General features: G+C 33.7%; 18 protein-coding genes, 1 tRNA gene and 1 pseudogene. 15 read left to right on the top strand and 5 right to left on the bottom strand.

Annotated features, from left to right (window positions below):
• Positions 1–4 precede the first annotated feature (4 nt).
• Positions 5–379: a 30S ribosomal protein S12 gene (gene rpsL / locus AB3210_RS01580; RefSeq protein WP_010406837.1), complete on the bottom strand. Its 375-nt coding sequence runs from the start codon at positions 377–379 to the stop codon at positions 5–7.
• A gap of 239 nt (positions 380–618) precedes the next feature.
• On the opposite strand from rpsL, the gene AB3210_RS01575 reads away from it, so the two are divergent.
• From AB3210_RS01575 to AB3210_RS01565, 3 genes and pseudogenes are all read left to right on the top strand, one after another.
• The gene (locus AB3210_RS01575) at positions 619–741 is read left to right on the top strand and encodes a hypothetical protein (protein WP_019078684.1); all 123 of its coding nucleotides are present in this window, start codon (positions 619–621) and stop codon (positions 739–741) included.
• Between the two features lie 80 nt (positions 742–821).
• Positions 822–1,673: a peptide chain release factor N(5)-glutamine methyltransferase gene (gene prmC / locus AB3210_RS01570; protein ID WP_052264964.1), complete on the top strand. Its 852-nt coding sequence runs from the start codon at positions 822–824 to the stop codon at positions 1,671–1,673.
• An 81-nt stretch (positions 1,674–1,754) separates the two neighbouring features.
• Positions 1,755–2,180: pseudogene (locus AB3210_RS01565) on the top strand (transposase); the annotation flags it as partial.
• 211 nt (positions 2,181–2,391) lie between these two features.
• Here the strand turns inward: AB3210_RS01565 and AB3210_RS01560 are convergent.
• Positions 2,392–2,991, bottom strand: a complete 600-nt coding sequence (locus tag AB3210_RS01560) for a BON domain-containing protein (protein WP_019236651.1) — start codon at positions 2,989–2,991, stop codon at positions 2,392–2,394.
• A 256-nt stretch (positions 2,992–3,247) separates the two neighbouring features.
• On the opposite strand from AB3210_RS01560, the gene AB3210_RS01555 reads away from it, so the two are divergent.
• From AB3210_RS01555 to lon, 5 genes are all read left to right on the top strand, one after another.
• Positions 3,248–3,329: transfer RNA gene (locus tag AB3210_RS01555), tRNA-Leu, on the top strand.
• Positions 3,330–3,484: 155 nt separating this feature from the next.
• Positions 3,485–4,828, top strand: a complete 1,344-nt coding sequence (tig, locus tag AB3210_RS01550) for a trigger factor (protein ID WP_007301998.1) — start codon at positions 3,485–3,487, stop codon at positions 4,826–4,828.
• A gap of 11 nt (positions 4,829–4,839) precedes the next feature.
• Complete coding sequence (gene clpP / locus AB3210_RS01545) at positions 4,840–5,466, top strand: ATP-dependent Clp endopeptidase proteolytic subunit ClpP (protein WP_007301999.1); 627 nt, start codon at positions 4,840–4,842, stop codon at positions 5,464–5,466.
• Positions 5,466–6,743 carry an ATP-dependent Clp protease ATP-binding subunit ClpX gene (gene clpX, locus AB3210_RS01540; RefSeq protein ID WP_007302000.1) on the top strand — a complete coding sequence of 426 codons (1,278 nt, stop codon included), beginning with the start codon at positions 5,466–5,468 and terminating at the stop codon, positions 6,741–6,743. The genes clpP and clpX overlap by 1 nt, the downstream gene beginning before the upstream one ends.
• A 15-nt stretch (positions 6,744–6,758) precedes the next feature.
• Entirely contained in the window at positions 6,759–9,215 is a 2,457-nt protein-coding gene (gene lon / locus AB3210_RS01535) for an endopeptidase La (RefSeq protein WP_149168627.1), read from the top strand.
• A 99-nt stretch (positions 9,216–9,314) separates the two neighbouring features.
• Here lon and AB3210_RS01530 read toward each other — a convergent pair whose 3' ends face one another.
• Together AB3210_RS01530 and AB3210_RS01525 are read right to left on the bottom strand one after the other, a co-directional pair.
• Positions 9,315–10,871: a penicillin-binding transpeptidase domain-containing protein gene (locus AB3210_RS01530; RefSeq protein ID WP_052264843.1), complete on the bottom strand. Its 1,557-nt coding sequence runs from the start codon at positions 10,869–10,871 to the stop codon at positions 9,315–9,317.
• Positions 10,826–11,662 (bottom strand): polysaccharide deacetylase family protein, encoded by an 837-nt coding sequence (locus AB3210_RS01525; protein WP_052264844.1) that lies wholly within the window; start codon positions 11,660–11,662, stop codon positions 10,826–10,828. The genes AB3210_RS01530 and AB3210_RS01525 overlap by 46 nt, the downstream gene beginning before the upstream one ends.
• A 120-nt stretch (positions 11,663–11,782) precedes the next feature.
• On the opposite strand from AB3210_RS01525, the gene AB3210_RS01520 reads away from it, so the two are divergent.
• The 4 genes from AB3210_RS01520 (at position 11,783) to AB3210_RS01505 (ending at position 13,491) form a co-directional block, all read left to right on the top strand.
• The gene (locus tag AB3210_RS01520; RefSeq protein WP_264337643.1) at positions 11,783–11,905 is read left to right on the top strand and encodes a hypothetical protein; all 123 of its coding nucleotides are present in this window, start codon (positions 11,783–11,785) and stop codon (positions 11,903–11,905) included.
• Positions 11,906–11,989: 84 nt separating this feature from the next.
• On the top strand, positions 11,990–12,649 hold the full coding sequence (locus tag AB3210_RS01515; protein WP_012673223.1) for a RadC family protein: 660 nt from the start codon (positions 11,990–11,992) through the stop codon (positions 12,647–12,649).
• 103 nt (positions 12,650–12,752) lie between these two features.
• On the top strand, positions 12,753–13,085 hold the full coding sequence (locus AB3210_RS01510) for a helix-turn-helix domain-containing protein (protein ID WP_041582615.1): 333 nt from the start codon (positions 12,753–12,755) through the stop codon (positions 13,083–13,085).
• Between the two features lie 34 nt (positions 13,086–13,119).
• Positions 13,120–13,491 (top strand): helix-turn-helix domain-containing protein, encoded by a 372-nt coding sequence (locus AB3210_RS01505; RefSeq protein WP_041582616.1) that lies wholly within the window; start codon positions 13,120–13,122, stop codon positions 13,489–13,491.
• A gap of 136 nt (positions 13,492–13,627) precedes the next feature.
• On the opposite strand, the gene AB3210_RS01500 is transcribed toward AB3210_RS01505, so the two are convergent.
• A complete protein-coding gene (locus tag AB3210_RS01500; RefSeq protein WP_265014490.1) occupies positions 13,628–14,710 on the bottom strand; it encodes a hypothetical protein in 1,083 nt (360 codons plus the stop codon).
• 198 nt (positions 14,711–14,908) lie between these two features.
• On the opposite strand from AB3210_RS01500, the gene AB3210_RS01495 reads away from it, so the two are divergent.
• From AB3210_RS01495 to AB3210_RS01485, 3 genes are read left to right on the top strand one after another with little or no spacing between them, the layout of a single operon-like run.
• Positions 14,909–15,832 carry a hypothetical protein gene (locus AB3210_RS01495; protein WP_012673225.1) on the top strand — a complete coding sequence of 308 codons (924 nt, stop codon included), beginning with the start codon at positions 14,909–14,911 and terminating at the stop codon, positions 15,830–15,832.
• 51 nt (positions 15,833–15,883) lie between these two features.
• Positions 15,884–16,213, top strand: coding sequence for a helix-turn-helix domain-containing protein (locus tag AB3210_RS01490; RefSeq protein ID WP_007549995.1), 330 nt, complete (start codon positions 15,884–15,886; stop codon positions 16,211–16,213).
• Positions 16,214–16,235: 22 nt separating this feature from the next.
• Entirely contained in the window at positions 16,236–16,610 is a 375-nt protein-coding gene (locus AB3210_RS01485) for a helix-turn-helix domain-containing protein (RefSeq protein WP_007549999.1), read from the top strand.
• The last annotated feature ends 111 nt before the right edge of the window (positions 16,611–16,721 follow it).

The following is a 16,721-nucleotide window of genomic DNA, read 5'->3' as shown; positions in this document are numbered from 1 at the left end:
AATTTTAACCAGATTTCTTTACACCATATTTCGAACGGGCTTTCTTTCGATTTTGCACACCACGTAGATCAAGAGCACCTCTTATTATGTGATAACGTACACCCGGCAAATCCTTAACTCGCCCACCACGTATTAAAACAACGGAATGCTCTTGTAAATTATGACCTTCGCCAGGTATATAAGCCGTCACTTCACCGTATCCACTAATCTTTACTCTAGCTACCTTACGTAGTGCTGAGTTAGGCTTTCTAGGAGTTGTAGTATATACCTTAGTGCAAACACCCCTTCTTTGAGGATTGCATTTTCCCAAAGCTGGCACCTTCTTCTTGCGAGTTAACCCTGATCTACCCTTACATATTAATTGATTTATCGTAGGCATATACTGTAAATTTAAAACTCTGAAAATAACTAAGTCTTAGTTATAAAATAATAAACCTCAATAGTCAATATAAAAATAAACATTACTACTCTAATAATCTCAGCCCAATTGCTTTGAAAGCTACTGATAATTATATGCTAAAGCGCATATTGGTTTTAATATTAAGAAATTATCACTTGCTGTGGTCGAATTAATATAGATATGGAACAAGTAATATACTGTGATGGCTATCAAAGAATATGCAGAAAATAATGCTTATAATAGAGCCAAGAGCTTCTAACATTAATGCAAAAATACCAACCGAACTAACCGAATTACCAGTAAAGCCGGATGATTTTTACAATCCTACTCTTGACACTTAGATTTAATGCAGCTACCCTAAGTTCAAAATTCTATACTCAATTTTGCTGTTCTTGCATACAAGGAACACGTTTTTAGAATAATGAAAACAATCAGCGCTTTAATTAAAGAAGGGTCAAAGCTACTATCATCACATAGAATTGAATCACCACATTTGGATTGTGAAATCATCATGCAGTACGTACTTGGAGTAGAAAGATCATTCACAATCATGAATCACACCAATCAGGTACCAAGAAACAAAGAACTTCTATTCTGGAAATTAACAAAAAAAAGAGCAGAAAGATATCCAATATCGCAAATAATAGGTAATCGTGAATTCTGGAGTAAAAATTTTATAGTTAACCAACATGTTCTAGATCCAAGACCAGATAGTGAGACAGTAATTTCAACAGTGTTAAAATATTACCAAAATAAGAAGCAAAAAATAAAAATTGCAGATTTTGGCACAGGCACAGGCTGTTTGTTGATCTCCGTACTTAGTGAGTATGAATATGCTATTGGAGTTGGTTTTGAAAAAAGCCTGGAAGCATACAAAATTACCTGCCAGAACACAAAGAAACATAATCTTCTCAACAGAGCTAAAATATTTCCAAATTCGTGGACAGAATGTAGAGATTTATTTGATCTTATAATAAGCAATCCTCCATATATTAAAAGAAGTAAGTTAAAAAATCTGCAAGCTGAAGTGCAAAAAGAGCCAAGAATTGCTCTTGATGGTGGTATCGATGGATTGAGCTGTTACCTGAGTATTTTTCCAATATTGAAAAAGTGCCTTAAAAAAGATGGGTTTGCGATACTGGAAATAGGCGAAGATCAGAGCAATATTGACAAAATAATACCCTTATATGGACTGGCTTTTCAGGAATACGTATACGACTTGGCTGGAATGAAAAGATGCATTGTTGTAAAGCAAGATAAAGAACATGACTAGTAGAACGCTAGCTTTCTAAGAACCTGTTCATAATCTCAAGAAAGGCATAAAGTAAGAAATAGAGTGTATAAATTAGGATATATGAGGAGTGTATACCCAAGTGACATAAGTCGAGAGAAGTTTGAGATTATTTCACCAGATCTGGAGTCTTGTGGAAAAAACAAAACCAAGAAAACTTGATTTGTATGAATATATTTTGCGGAGTGTTGTACGCCCTAAAAAGTGGTTATCAGTGGAGGATGCTACCAAAAGAGTTTCCCAAAACGGCGCAATTGTTATGATTATTTCAAAAATGGAGTGAAAAAGTAAAAGGAAATAAAAAAAAGTATTTTGGAGTGCATGTTAAAAAAAATAGTTAGTGTGGTCCGACAAAACAATGTTTGGAAAGAAAAAATCAGCTTTTGCATAATTGACACTCAGAGTGTAAAGAACGCAGACACTGATGAAGAAAAAGGCTATGACGCTGGTAAAAAAATCTCAGGAATAAAACGCCATATCGCACGAGATATAGATGTTTGCTATTTATTCTTAAGCTTGGGAGTGTTAAATAGCATTTTACTTTTTTTAGTATGTAGAGATTTTCTAGGAATTATTCTATTGAATTCTATGATATTATTTTCTGTAGCATTGTTATACATACCATAAGAGTGAACTGACGAAATTTGTAAAGGAGTTTTATGGCTTAGCTACATGGTACTAACACTCAAGTAAATTTTCATCAATGACGCAATTTGCTATGTCTATATCTCACATAGCTTACAACTTGCTTTACTCCTTTTACTTTTCTTGCAATTGCTATTACAGCTTTTAATTCCGCCTTATTTTGAGCTATACCCATCAAATAAACGACTCTATCAACTGTATTAACGCTATAATTAATTGATTTAATATTTCTTTTTCCCAGAAGCCTCGTGCTTATCTCTGCTGTTATCATACCATCTACAGTAACATCTAGCATAGAAGTCATTTTAATTGGTGTGACTCTTATTTCATTTATCACTTCTTTAATCTCTTTTTGCTGCCAAGCTATTTTCTCTGCTGTGAGTTGCTTTTCATGATTATCAACATTTCCAATGAGTAATACTCTTCCTTCACTCACTTTAACTTTTATAGATGAGAACAGTCCGTGTTTTAAGAGTCCCTTATTGATTCTTATTACTATAGTTGTATCATCAATAATGTTTCCCAAGGATTTATCTTGCATTGTTATTGCTGTAGCCGCTGCAGTTGCTGTTACCACTATACCACTTACAAGAGTCGTACAGCCACTCTGTGTAATCAGAAAAATTGCGAGTAAGAAGCTTGCTATTAATCTCATTATTAATTTCCAGAGTTTAGAGCCTTAATTAAAGAATATTAATAAGCTTTTTTTATTGTGTAAATACTATAAATTGAATAAGCCTTGAATATTTCTAAGACAGTACTTATCTTAATAGTGTTAGTTAAAGTAATTTAGGCTTAGACTCATAGTGGAGTTAACCAGTATTATAAGTTCAGTCTGTGGTACTAAAATCTAATCTTTAAATTGCATAAGATGACAGAAGTGGTTATCTATAAGTTAATGAAGGGCTCTTGCGGATATGGCGAAATTGGTAGACGTGCCAGGTTTAGGTCCTGGTGAGCTTGCTCGTGGGGGTTCAAGTCCCTCTATCCGCACTTAAAGTCATGTAACTCAGGTTTTAAGAGAAAATTTATAATCACTAAGTACACTTTTGTTTGTATAAGAACCTGTTCTTAAGGATTGTATTTAACTTAAATTCTGGTAAAATGGCTTTATTAAAACATAAATAAAATATTGATAACAGGTTGTAATGTCTAGTAATATACCTCAAAATGCAGTCGAAGCAGATACATTAAGTAATATATATACCTATAAGGAACTTAGTGTAGATAAACTAAAGTATGAGTATGAAATCACAGTTAGTAGTGATTATATAGAACAAAAGATAAACTCTAGATTACAAGAAATAGCGAAGAATGCAAAATTTCCTGGATTTAGATCAGGAAAGATGCCTTACGATCTTGTTATTACAAATTATAAAAACGAAGCTTTGGAATATGTGATAAACGATACGATTGACTATTGCTCAAGTGATTTAATGAAAAAAATCGAAGTTAAGTCTCACATCCATCCTAAGGTTGATATTATGTCATTACCAAACCTTGATAAAAAGGATAAAAAAGGTGACTTTCTGTACAAATTATCTTTTGAATCGATGCCAAAAGTGCCAGTAATAGATCTTGATAAAATAAATTTGAAGAAAGTTAAGGCAAAAATCAAAGAGGGAGACATAAAAGAATTTATTGATTCTATAAAAACAAAATTTCCTAACTTTGTCTCTGTTGATGATGCTTCTTATCAAGCAAAAAACGAGGATAAACTGATAATTGACTTTGAAGGGCGAATTAGAAATAAGCTCTTTCAAGGTGGAAGTGGCAAAAATTTTACTGTTAATTTAGGATCTGGAACATTTATAAATGGTTTTGAAGATCAATTAATTGGCATGAAAAAAGGGGAAACAAAAAGCTTTAAGTTGAGATTTCCTGAAGATTACCAGGTAATTTCCCTTGCGGGACAGGAGGCTGCTTTTTCTGTTCGAGTTAATGACATTCAGATTGCCAAAGATTTGCAAAGTGATAATGAAATAGCTAGGAGAATTGGTTTTGAAGATCATTCTTCGCTAATAGATCATGTAAAAGAAGTAATTGATAATCAGTGTAAAGAAATGGAAGATCTCTTAATTAAGAAAGAGCTATTTGATTGTTTGGATGCTAGTTATAGTTTTGATTTGCCTATAGAAGTAGTAAAACAGGAACAGCAGAGAGTGGAAAGAGAGTTGAATGCTAAAGATGATTCGTGTAAAGAAGCTGAAAGACGCGTAAAGCTTGCAATGCTATTCATGGAGTTCAGTAAAGAACATGAAATATCATTAACTCAAAGTGATATTATGAATGTTATTGTAAATCAATATGTCAGTAAAGATGTATCATTTGACAGGGTATTTAAACATTTTAAATCAGATGGACAATTTCAGGAATTAGTTAGAGGGCAAGCGCTTGAGTATAAAGTGACGGATTATATGATAGAAAAAGCTAGTAAAGAAGAACAGATTGTTTCTGTGAAAGAATTAAAGGAATTATTTGATAATATTTGATAGGAAAAGGTATGACTCTTATACCAATTGTAGTTGAACAAACTAGTCGCGGTGAGCGGGCTTATGACATATATTCAAGGCTAGTAAAAGAAAGAATAATTTTCGTAACTGGCCCTATTGAAGACAACATGGCCAGCGTAATAGTAGCACAGCTTTTATTTTTAGAATCGGAAAATCCCGATAAAGACATTTGTATGTATATTAACTCACCAGGTGGTGTTGTAACTGCTGGTTTGTCGATCTACGATACAATGCAGTATATAAATCCAGACGTTTCAACTTTGTGTATAGGTCAAGCTGCATCTATGGGTTCTTTGTTGCTTACAGCTGGTGCGGAGGGTAAACGTTACTCGCTACCTCATTCAAGAATTATGATACATCAGCCATCTGGTGGTTATCATGGGCAAGCAACTGATATAGAAATACATGCTAATGAAATTTTGCGAGTTAAGAAAAAATTAAATCAAATTTATGAAAAACATACTGGAAATTCACTAAAAAAAATTGAAGAAATGATGGAAAGAGATAAATTCATGGATCCTGAAGAAGCAATGAAAACTGGCTTAATTGACAGAGTAATAGCTGAGCGTAAAGATATGAAGATTGAAAATATTAAAGTTAAACAAAAGGTAGTTTAATGGATAACAATAATGATTTACACTACTGTTCTTTTTGTAACAAGGCACAAAACGAAGTAGATAAATTGATTACTAACTCTTCAGATGGTTTAAAGGTGTTCATTTGTAATGAATGCATAGAGTTATCCCATAAAGCAATAAGTCAAAAGAAAGAGAGAGCTTTTAATTCAGATCATATATCTGATATGAAGCTATTACTAAAGAAACCTGAAGATATAAAAATTTTTCTTAGTAAGCATGTTGTAGGTCAGGAACATGCGCAACACGTTTTATCTGTGGCTATGTATAACCATTGTCAATCCATGGTGCAACTTCATTCTATAAGTGATATTGAAATTGAGAAGTCAAATATAATGCTTATTGGCCCTACTGGTTCTGGTAAGACTTTGCTAGCAAAAACACTTGCTAAAGTTTCAGATGTGCCATTTGCTATGGCCGATGCGACAACTTTGACTGAGGCAGGTTATGTAGGTGATGATGTAGAAAGCGTGTTGTCACGTCTATTACAAGCTGCAAATTATGATGTTGCAAAGGCACAGCATGGTATAGTGTTTATCGATGAAATAGACAAGATTACAAGAAAATCTGAAAGCACTTCAATAACCCGTGACGTTTCAGGTGAAGGGGTCCAGCAAGCTCTGCTTAAGATTATGGAGGGTACAGTTGCTTATGTTCCGCCACAAGGAGGGCGAAAACACCCGCAACAAGAGTTTATACAAGTAGATACTAGTAATATACTATTTATTTGTGGAGGAGCTTTTGAAGGCCTAAATAAAATTATTGAGGCAAGAAAAAAGGGAACATCAGTTGGCTTTGGAGCAGATATAAGTCAGTCTAAAGCACAAAAGAAAAAAAATGCTTTACGCGATGCTCAACCTGAGGACTTAATCAAATTCGGTTTGATACCCGAATTTGTAGGACGAGTTCCAATAACTGCTGTTCTAGATGAGCTGGATCACGAAGATTTAATACATGTGTTGACAGAGCCAAGAAATGCGCTAGTAAAACAATATAAAGCATTGCTTGCATTTAGTAAAGTAAACCTTGAGTTTTCAGATGAAGCAATATCAGCTATTGCTAAAAAAGCTATAAGCTATAAAACAGGTGCAAGGATGTTACGTGCTATCTTAGAGTCACTTTTGCTTGATGTTATGTATATATCCGGCAACGGAGGTTTTGAAGGTAGCACTATAACGGTTACTAAGAAAATGGTAGAATTAGGCAAAGTGACGATTAATCATAATAATAAGGGTAGTGTTATAACGGTTAATGATTAATTTGAGGCATATATTATGAGTATTGGACGTGCTGTAAACTTTAATTCTACTGTATTACCAGTATTACCTCTAAGAGATGTAGTAATTTTTCCAAATATAATGTTGCCTTTATTCGTAGGTAGAGAAAAATCTGTTCATGCACTAGAGTATGCAATAAGTAGCAGTAGTCACCAAAACGAGATTTTTCTCATAGCACAAAAAGATGGTTCTATTGATAATCCAGAGCCAGAGAATCTTTATGAAGTAGGTGTGTTAGCAAACATTATACAACCATTAATAAAACTGCCTGACAATGCAGTAAAAGTCATGATTCATGGGGTAAGAAGGGGAAGAGTTATAGAATATATTAGCTCTCACACTTTGTTAGAGGCCAGAGTAGCGTTAGATGGTCATTATGAGTATGGAGAAAATGAAGATAATATTGATTTAGAAGCTTTAAGGCGTTCTGTTATAGATGCATTTGACAATTGGTGTAAACTAAGCAAGAAAAGTCGGCCCGAGATTATTATTGACCCCATTGATCAAGTTAAAGAGGTTAATCAAATTGTAGATATGATAGCTTCGTACTTAAATATAAAGGTATCAGACAAGCAAAACATACTTGAAGTTTATAACCCAAAAGAGCGTTTAAAAAAAGTTTTTGCTCTTATTGAGAGAGAAATAAGTATTTTGAGTGCACAAAACCGCTTGTATAAGACAATTAAATCACAGGTTGAAAGTACTCAAAAAGTTTACTACCTTAATGAGCAATTAAAAGCTATACAGAAAGAATTAGGTGAGTTTGAAAATGGAGATGAAGGGAATATACTCAATGAATTTGAAAAAAAGATAAATGAAACAAAGCTTTCTGAGGAAGCAAAAGAGAAAGCCATAACTGACTTAAAGAGATATAAGAAAATGAATCCCATTTCTCCTGAAGCAACAGTTATATCTAGTTACTTGCATTGGTTGCTTGATTTGCCATGGGGAAAGTACAAAGATGCAAAAATTAACTTAAATGCGGCTAAAAAAATCTTAGATGAAAATCATTATGGCATAGAGAAAGTAAAAGATAGAATAATAGAATTTTTAGCAGTATTAAAGAGAGTAAAAGAGATAAAGGGTCCTATACTTTGCTTAGTTGGACCACCTGGTGTTGGTAAAACTTCTTTAGCTAAGTCTATGGCAAAAGCAGTAGGAAGAGATTTTGTTCGCATATCTCTTGGTGGTATACGTGATGAGTCTGAAATACGAGGACACAGGAAAACTTATATTGGCTCAATGCCTGGTAAAATCATTCAACACATGAAAAAAGCTAATTCATGCAACCCGCTTTTCCTGCTTGATGAAATAGATAAGATGGGTTCTGATTCGCGTGGTGATCCTGCATCTGCATTACTTGAGGTTTTGGATACTGAGCACAATAAACATTTTACAGATCATTACTTGGAAGTTGAGTTTGATCTTTCAAGTGTAATGTTTGTAGCCACAGCAAATAGCTTAAATTTACCGCATCCTTTGCGTGATAGGATGGAAATTATACAATTATCTGGGTATACCGAAGACGAGAAGATCAGTATTGCTACACATCACCTTATTCCAAAATTAAAAAAAGAGCATGGTTTGCATCAGAAGGAGTGGGAAATAACCAATGAAGCATTATACGAGTTGATACGTTTATATACACGTGAAAGCGGCGTGCGAAGCATGGAAAGGGAACTTGCAAAACTCATGAGAAAGGCAGTTAAAGCAATATTAACTGATAAAAATAAGAAAATATCCGTAGAGACTGGTAATTTACAAGATTATCTAGGGGTACGTAAGTATACCTTTGGCATTGCAGAAAATGAGAGTTTGGTAGGGATAGTAACTGGTCTTGCCTATACTGAAACAGGTGGTGATATTTTAATGATAGAGTCAGTCCTAATTCCGGGCAAGGGGGAAATAAAATACACAGGAAAGCTTGGAGAGGTTATGCAAGAGTCTATAAAAGCTGCGTATAGTTATGTGCGATCAAATTGTTTATTTTTCGGTATAAAACCCGAAAAATTTCAAAATAATGATATACATTTGCATGTACCTGAGGGTGCTGTGCCAAAAGATGGTCCCTCTGCTGGCAGTGCAGTATGTACATCTATTGTTTCTCTTATGACAAATATACCAGTTAACAAAAGTGTTGCTATGACAGGTGAAGTAACATTGCGTGGTAGAGTGTTGGCTATTGGGGGTTTGAGAGAAAAATTGCTTGCTGCGCTAAGAGGATCAATCAAAACTGTGATTATACCAAGTGAAAATGAGAAAGATATGCAAGAGATTCCTGCAAATATAAAAGAAGAAATCAATGTAATTTTTGCTGAGAATATTGATGAAGTTATAAAAGTTGCTTTGATGCACCCTATTACTTCAATTGATGATAATAACGAAATTAGTGTGTCTACCTCCATAGAAAATAAGGATAATACCTTCCCTTCATCAGAAACATTAAAGCACTAAATTGAAAAGGTTTATGCAATTTTCGTTTCTTTTTTTTAACCTCAAAGCTCTGATTTGAATATATAAATTACAAGTAACATATATGGCAATTTCATAAGTTCATTTTTCAAGCATATATTGCAATATCTCACTAGCAATTGCAACATCTTGGCGTGGAGTTTTACCATGTTCTATAAACACTGAGATTGCATAGCGCGGATCATGGTAGGGGCCATAAGCGATAAACAATTTATGACTTTCACCTTTAGAGTTTATCTCTGGTGTTCCGGTTTTGCCAGCAATTTGTATACTGCCTAGTCCTTTTCTATAGTTAGAATTCACCACGTCAAACATAGCTTTTCGAACCACACTAAGATGCTCATGATTCACATCAATATCAAGAAAGTCTTGCCCTGATTTACTCATCTCAATGTGGGGAATTACCTCCTTTCCTGTTGCAACCCTCGCTGCAAGAACTGCAAGCTGTAATGGCGTTGTAAGTAAATACCCTTGTCCTATAACTAAGTTAATGGTATCACCTAAATACCACTCTGAATATAGCTTGCGTGCACGCCAATCCACATCAGGCAACAATCCCGGAGCTTCTTCCTTAAACATTCCAATTAATGGTCCACTTCCTATACCAAATTTGCTAGCCATTTCTAGTAGAGAATCTACATTTATTTTTTTTCCTATATTATAAAAGTAAGTGTTGCATGAGAAGGCCATTGCCTCGTTTAAAGATACATATCCATGGACTTTGCTTTTTAGGCAACGAAATTTTCGTTCACCTATTTTCATATATCCCCTACACGAGAACTTTTCTTCTGGTGTTATTATTCCATCTTTTAAACCCGCAAGCGCATCTATTATTTTAAATATTGAACCAGGTGGAATTTGATATGATAATGCACGGTTTACAAGCGGTAATGAAGGATTGTTTAAATTTTTCCAAGTTTCATTTGATAATCTGCTAGTGAAAAGATTATTATCGTAAGAAGGTGAATTATATAATGCTAAAATTTCTCCGTTATTCACATCAATTACCACTGTGGAACCTTGGTGGTCTTTAAATATCTCTGCAATTTTCTTCTGTAAATCAACATCAATTGTCAGCTGTATATCTTGTCCGTCTTGCTGCGGTATGCTAGATAACTCTCTCATGATACGCTTCTTAGAATTTATTTCCTGCTCAGATTTTCCGGTCTTGCCTTTTAATACATGATCATATGTATATTCAATTCCACTAACCCCTGCTTCATTTATGTCTTGCTGTCTTTTTGTATATCCGATTATATGAGAACATATCGAACCAAACGGGTAATAACGTTTATAAAGAGCAGTTATTTTTGTATCTGATGATTTTGTTGCATCAGGTTTAATTTCTGATAACATCTGCAAATCAACTTCCCTAGTAAAGGTTTTTTGCCCATCAAATAAAACAATATACGAAATTTTGTTTACTGCGAGTTCAACGCTATTCCTATCCAAAATCCTGCCTCGTTTAGGCACAATAGTAACAACTTTTATCCTATTATTATTGGATAGCACTTCATATTTTTGTCTATCTCGTACTTGTAAAGTATACAACCTATAACTAAAAATAGCAGAAATAGTAAGCTGAATACCACCTAATATGAATGCCCTGCGGTTGAAGACCTTGTTTTTTGTCCACATAGAATTCCTTTAGAATGCACTCCTTCTCCTTTTATTGGCATATTTCTAGCTTTCACTACATCACAAACCCTTTCTTCCCACTCACTTAAGGTAACAAGTTTGTAACCCGATTTTTTTAGTATTTCAATAATCTGAGGTAAAGCTTCAACTGTATTTGATTTGTTATCGTGATCATGGAACAATATAATCGCTCCATTATGTACATTGCTTAAAACTCTTTCAACCAAAATCTCTGATTTATCACCTTGCCAATCCAGAGAATCGACTGTCCATAATATGGAATACATATTTAATCGATTAGTATTTTCGATCAAATTATCATTGTGACATCCATATGGTGGACGAAACCATTTTACATTCTGTTCTGTTGCATTTTTAATTGCCACATTTGTCTTTTCCAGTTCTTGCAATTGCTCCTCACTTGAAAGTGATGTCAACTTCCTATGCGACCAAGAATGATTACCTAATTCATGACCTGCTTGATGGATCTTTTCTACTATTTTAGATGTTTTTTTATTTATGCGTTCACCAAGCAAAAAAAATGTCGCTTTTGTTTTATTGCTCTCCAGAATATTAATAATATCTCCTGATCTATTATAAGATGGACCATCATCAAACGTAAGCGCAACGAACTTATCGTTGTTATTCAATAATTTCTTTATATTACTTAAATTTTTATATGATAGATCCAAATCACAATTGAGCCCACGATATGGTAAGTTAAAGTTACAATCACTACAGAAAACTGCGCTTGAATATAGCAAAAGAAAAGTGATTATTCTTATAAACATATATAATCAGCAAAGTGATAGAGTACTACACTTTTTTGCTAAATTAAACCACTTTTAACAGCTACTGTTTACTTCGTTACTTTGTCAATATATTATATTAATAACTTTATATAATATAGTATGATTGCAAATATAAATACCGTTGCACTTCAGGGAACCAGCACAGTAAATGTTAATGCACAAATTCACATGGCAAATGGTATTCCAGCTTTTAAAGCAACAAGGACAACATTGCAAATTTAGAGTTCAAAAGGGTTATTCCTCGAGAACTACTGCGTCAGAAAGTTGGCGTTGAATTTGTATATAATGTTGACCTTGGAGGTTTTTATGAATAATAGTGAGAGAAAAGAAAAATTGGAAACTCGCATTTTATCAAGTAGAGGCAGGTCTTTACTTGACCATGAGCTACTGGAACGTACTCTATCTGAATGTGAAGAAGGAAGAGAAGTGGCCAAAAAGCTAATAGAGCTCTTTAGTAGTTTAGGAAGGGTAATTAACGCTGACTTTCATGAGCTAAAAAATGTTACAGGAATGAATGATGGAGCAATAGCAAGTATCTTTTGTCTGAAAGAGATTTTCGATAGGATACTGAAAGGTAAGTTAAAAAAGCTGTCGATTCTTGATAACAGAGAAGAGCTACTAAAATACTTTAAAACAGCAATAGGGCAGTCACGAAAGGAAAGCTTGCGAGTAATATACTTAGATCGAAGTGGTCATTTGATATACGAGTATATTCAAGACTGTGGAACTATAGACAGAGTACCTCTATATGTGAGAGAAATAATCAAACAGGGATTACTGATCGATGCATCATCTATTGCAATTTCACATAATCATCCAAGTGGAGATACAGAACCATCAAAGGAGGATGAGGATAACACACTTACATTAGCTGCAACCTGCGAAAATGTAGGAATGAAATTAATAGATCACATAATCGTAACACAGAAGAGCCACTTTAGTTTTTATGATAGTGGTTTATTGTAATCTGTAGACCGGAAGGAAAGTTCTCCAACTTTCCTTCTTTTTTTCTACTTCATAAATTAAAAAATTCAATATAAGCTTGAGCAGCTAAAATTAGTAATGAAAGGTGGAATTAGGCAAAAAAATAAAAGAACTTAGATTATACTGTGGTTTAACACAAACTGAGTTGGGAAAGAAAATAGGCGTTTCGTATAGACAAATACAAAGGTACGAAAATAGTTCAAACCAAATTTTGGCCAGTAGGCTATACGACTTAGCAAAAGCACTATCGATTAATGTGGCTGATTTTTTTACTGATGTGCATGTCGACTCACATGAAACTTATGATGAAGAAATACTAAAATTAGTCAAAGGATATAATGAAATTAAAAGCAAAAGGTTACGTAGCGTAGTTTATATATTGGTAAAATCTTTTTCTCAAAGTTACAATGAGAGTTAGTATTGCTTCAATACCTCAGTTAATATATTAATAAATGATTGTACAAGATGAACAACATCCTATTGATAAACAAATAGGTGAAAGAATAAGGAAGAGAAGGTTAATATGCGGTTTTAGCCAAAGAGACTTAGGAAAAAAGCTCGGAATTTCATTTCAGCATATACAAGGATATGAAACTGGAGAGGTAAGGCTTGTAATTGATAGATTGTATAATTTGGCAGAAGCTTTGTCCGTTGATATGTCATATTTTTTTACCAAAGCTTCTGAAGACTTACACGATAAGGCCTTTTGTAGCGATGTGGGTAGTGAAGAAATATCAAGGCTAGTGAGGGAATACAGGAAAATTAAGGATGAAACGTTGCGTGATATTGTGCATTCAGTGATAAAAGCGCTTGCCAATAAATAATATTGCCTGAATATATCTTCAATCCACTTCTACAAGCAATGCTAGTTAAGGTAAATTTTTTATGGTAATTTTGATTAAATTTCAAGAACTACTTTACTTTGCAATAATTATGGCTATGTAAAAACATAGCCACCAATCAAGAACGTCCTAAAGATGTCGTTTTGGTATCTTTTAATTTGCTCACCCAAGAAAAGGTCTCACTACTTTTAGAATTTTGGTCGCCCCACCTTCCACATCTAGTAAAGCTGCCTTTTTCCACTACTTCTTTAACAGACATTCCACCAAATAAACAACCCTTTCCTACGATTTCTCCTATTTCTTGCAACTCGTTCCACATTTCTTCATCTTCTACCTCAACTTGTACTTGATGATAGTCTTCTGTGTCATGATATACCATTAAATTTAGCTCTCCTAGGCTAGTGCAAAGTGTTACTGTAAAAGCGCTGTTATCGGATATATCTACGTAATTTCTTTTACCGTCTTTCCCAGTTTTGACCTCAACTTCACCATCACCTATTTTTATGATACTACCGCCAAGGTTTAAGTCTCCTTTACTTAAGCCCAAATTTTTTGCACCTTCTACAACTTTGGCAACATCAACTATGCAGCTATGTGAAAATTCAATATAGAAGGTCTTATTATCGATTTCTACATCTTCAACAGTTCCTTCTATAGTAGCGTCTTCTCCAACTTCCCTAAGTTTCTTGAGCCTACTATATATTTGTGGCTCAATTTCTTTTTGCACTTTTTGATACATTTCAGCTATTTTCTTATCAACTTGTACATTAAAATCTGCTCCATGTAAGGCTAACTTTCTGATTATATCTTCTTGTTTATTTTCTTTGAATTCATCACGATACATCTTAAACATTGTAACGTTAGTGAAGCTAAAGCCATCTTCGTTGCGAGCGTTTACTCTTATTCCTAAATCCAAAGCTTCATCGACGATTTTACTTAATTTGTCTAGATTTTCAGCTGCAATAGCTTTTTCCAAGAATTCATTTAATTTCACATTTTCATATTCACTTAGCCTTATCTTGCATAAAGCTGATCGAAATGGATTGAGCTCCTCAGGATATGTTAAGACAGGTAATTTACTAATCTTTTTATTTGCTGTTGGAGCAGCTTTTATAAAATTAGGTAATAACCCTTCTTTTGCTATTCGCTCTACCGCTTTTAACATTTTACTAGACAATTTTTTACCATTTATTTTTTTCATTGTAACCCTCACTTAATTTCATTACTATTCGATCATATCGTGATAAATATTATTTAATTGTTAATATTATACGACTTATTGATTTACTGTATATTATAATAACAAGTTTTGCGGGCATCTACACTAGAAAAACACATCCTATAAAAATTATTTCAGTTTCAACAAAAATGGGGTATCGTAATCGTAAAATTGAAAAAAATGGATATCCTATCTTACTCTACTGAAAAGCTGAAAAAGCATTGTCAGCTACTTGATGATGAAGAAAAAATAGTTCTATATGAGCAGCTGCTAGACAAGGCTAAAGATATACTTGAAAACTCAAGAGATGATATTGCAAAGTTGAAAGAGGTAAGCAAAGCAGTTGTAGCAATAGAGGAAACTACCGATAAGCAGTTACTAGAAAAGTTTAATGATGATCACCCGCTAAGAGAAGTGGACATTTTAATCTACTCTCCTCAAGGAAATACTGAATATCTATTCAGCATAGATAACTCATCAGAGCTTTATGATTTAAAAGAAGATAAAGAAAAAGCTCTTTATAATGCAGTAAAGTTAAATGATGTTGAGCTTGTAAAAAAGCTGCTAATGATCCTTTCACCTACAGAAGTAAGTAATTTTGACACGAAATACTTGGAAGAATTGAAAATATTGCTGTCAGGAATTCACAAAGAATTGCAATTATCACAAGATATGAAAAATTATCTTGAGAAGACGATAAAGTTCTATAGTTTTTTATGTAGTAATTTTAACTTACTAGTTACAAATCCTACTGACGTAAAAGCCATAATTGATCTATTTGCTGCTCAACCAAATATTGATTACCAAATAGATAAGCTTCTACTTTCTTTTATTGTAAGAGATGTTGAGGAAAAAAAGCTAAACTCTGAAATTAGTCATATGATAGAACTTCTTGAGCAACACGAAAGATTTGCTGAGCTCGAATACAAGGTTAGAAGATTAAGATCAGAGTTTGCAAGTGGCAAAAGCAGATACTCGGCTGAAGTAATACGAAATAGCATTGCAGAACGAGAAAAAGAGATGAGGGAAATTGAGAAAAAATACGTAAGGCCAAACGATTTAATTAGCGAGAGGCAGAAATTATTAAAGCAATTACTTTGCTAGCTTTTTTTCCACTTCATAAAATTTGTTGTAAATTTGAATAAGAGGTGAAAAGTGCAATTAGGTAAAAAAATAAAACAACTTAGGTTAGATCGTGCTTTGACACAGACCGAATTGGGAAAGAGAATAGGTGTTTCGTATAGACAGATACAAAAGTACGAAAATGGTTCAAATTGTGTTTTGGCCAGTAGATTATATGATTTAGCAAAAGCACTATCGATAGATGTTGCTAACTTTTTTACTGATATGCACACTGACTCACATGAAGCTTATGATGAAGAAATACTAAAGTTAGTCAAAGGATATAACGAAATTAAGAGCAAAAGGTTACGTAGTGCAGTTTATATATTGGTAAAATCTTTTTCTCAAAGTGATAATACATAGTTAATATTACCTGATACGTAAAATGACTATACAACATCCTATCGATAAACAAATAGGGGAAAGAATAAGGAAAAGAAGGCTAATGTGTGGTTTTAGTCAAAGAGACTTAGGAAAAAAGCTTGAAATTTCATTTCAGCATGTACAAGGATATGAAAGCGGAGAGATTAGGCTTGTAGTTGATAGGTTATATAAATTAGCAGAAGTACTATCGGTTGATATGTCGTATTTTTTTACCAAAGCCTCTGAAGACTTACATGATAAGGCCTTCCATAGCGATGTAGGCAGCGAAGAAATATCAAGGCTAGTGAGGGAATATAGAAAAATTGAGGATGAAACTCTGCGTGACATTGTTCATTTAGTGATTAAGGCTCTTGCTAATACAGGCTTTAAAGCATAAATTCTCTCCTTGAGTCGTTGAAGAAAACTTAAACTTTCATTTTCTTCATCATTTTGCTTTTCTTTCACTTTGATGCGTGTAGTTATACCCTACACAAAGTATAATGTTTTA

This window comes from Wolbachia endosymbiont (group B) of Scrobipalpa ocellatella, assembly GCF_964188425.1.
Lineage (GTDB): Bacteria > Pseudomonadota > Alphaproteobacteria > Rickettsiales > Anaplasmataceae > Wolbachia.
The sequence above is the reverse complement of the archived record's forward strand: the minus strand, read 5'-3'. Positions and strand labels throughout refer to the sequence as shown.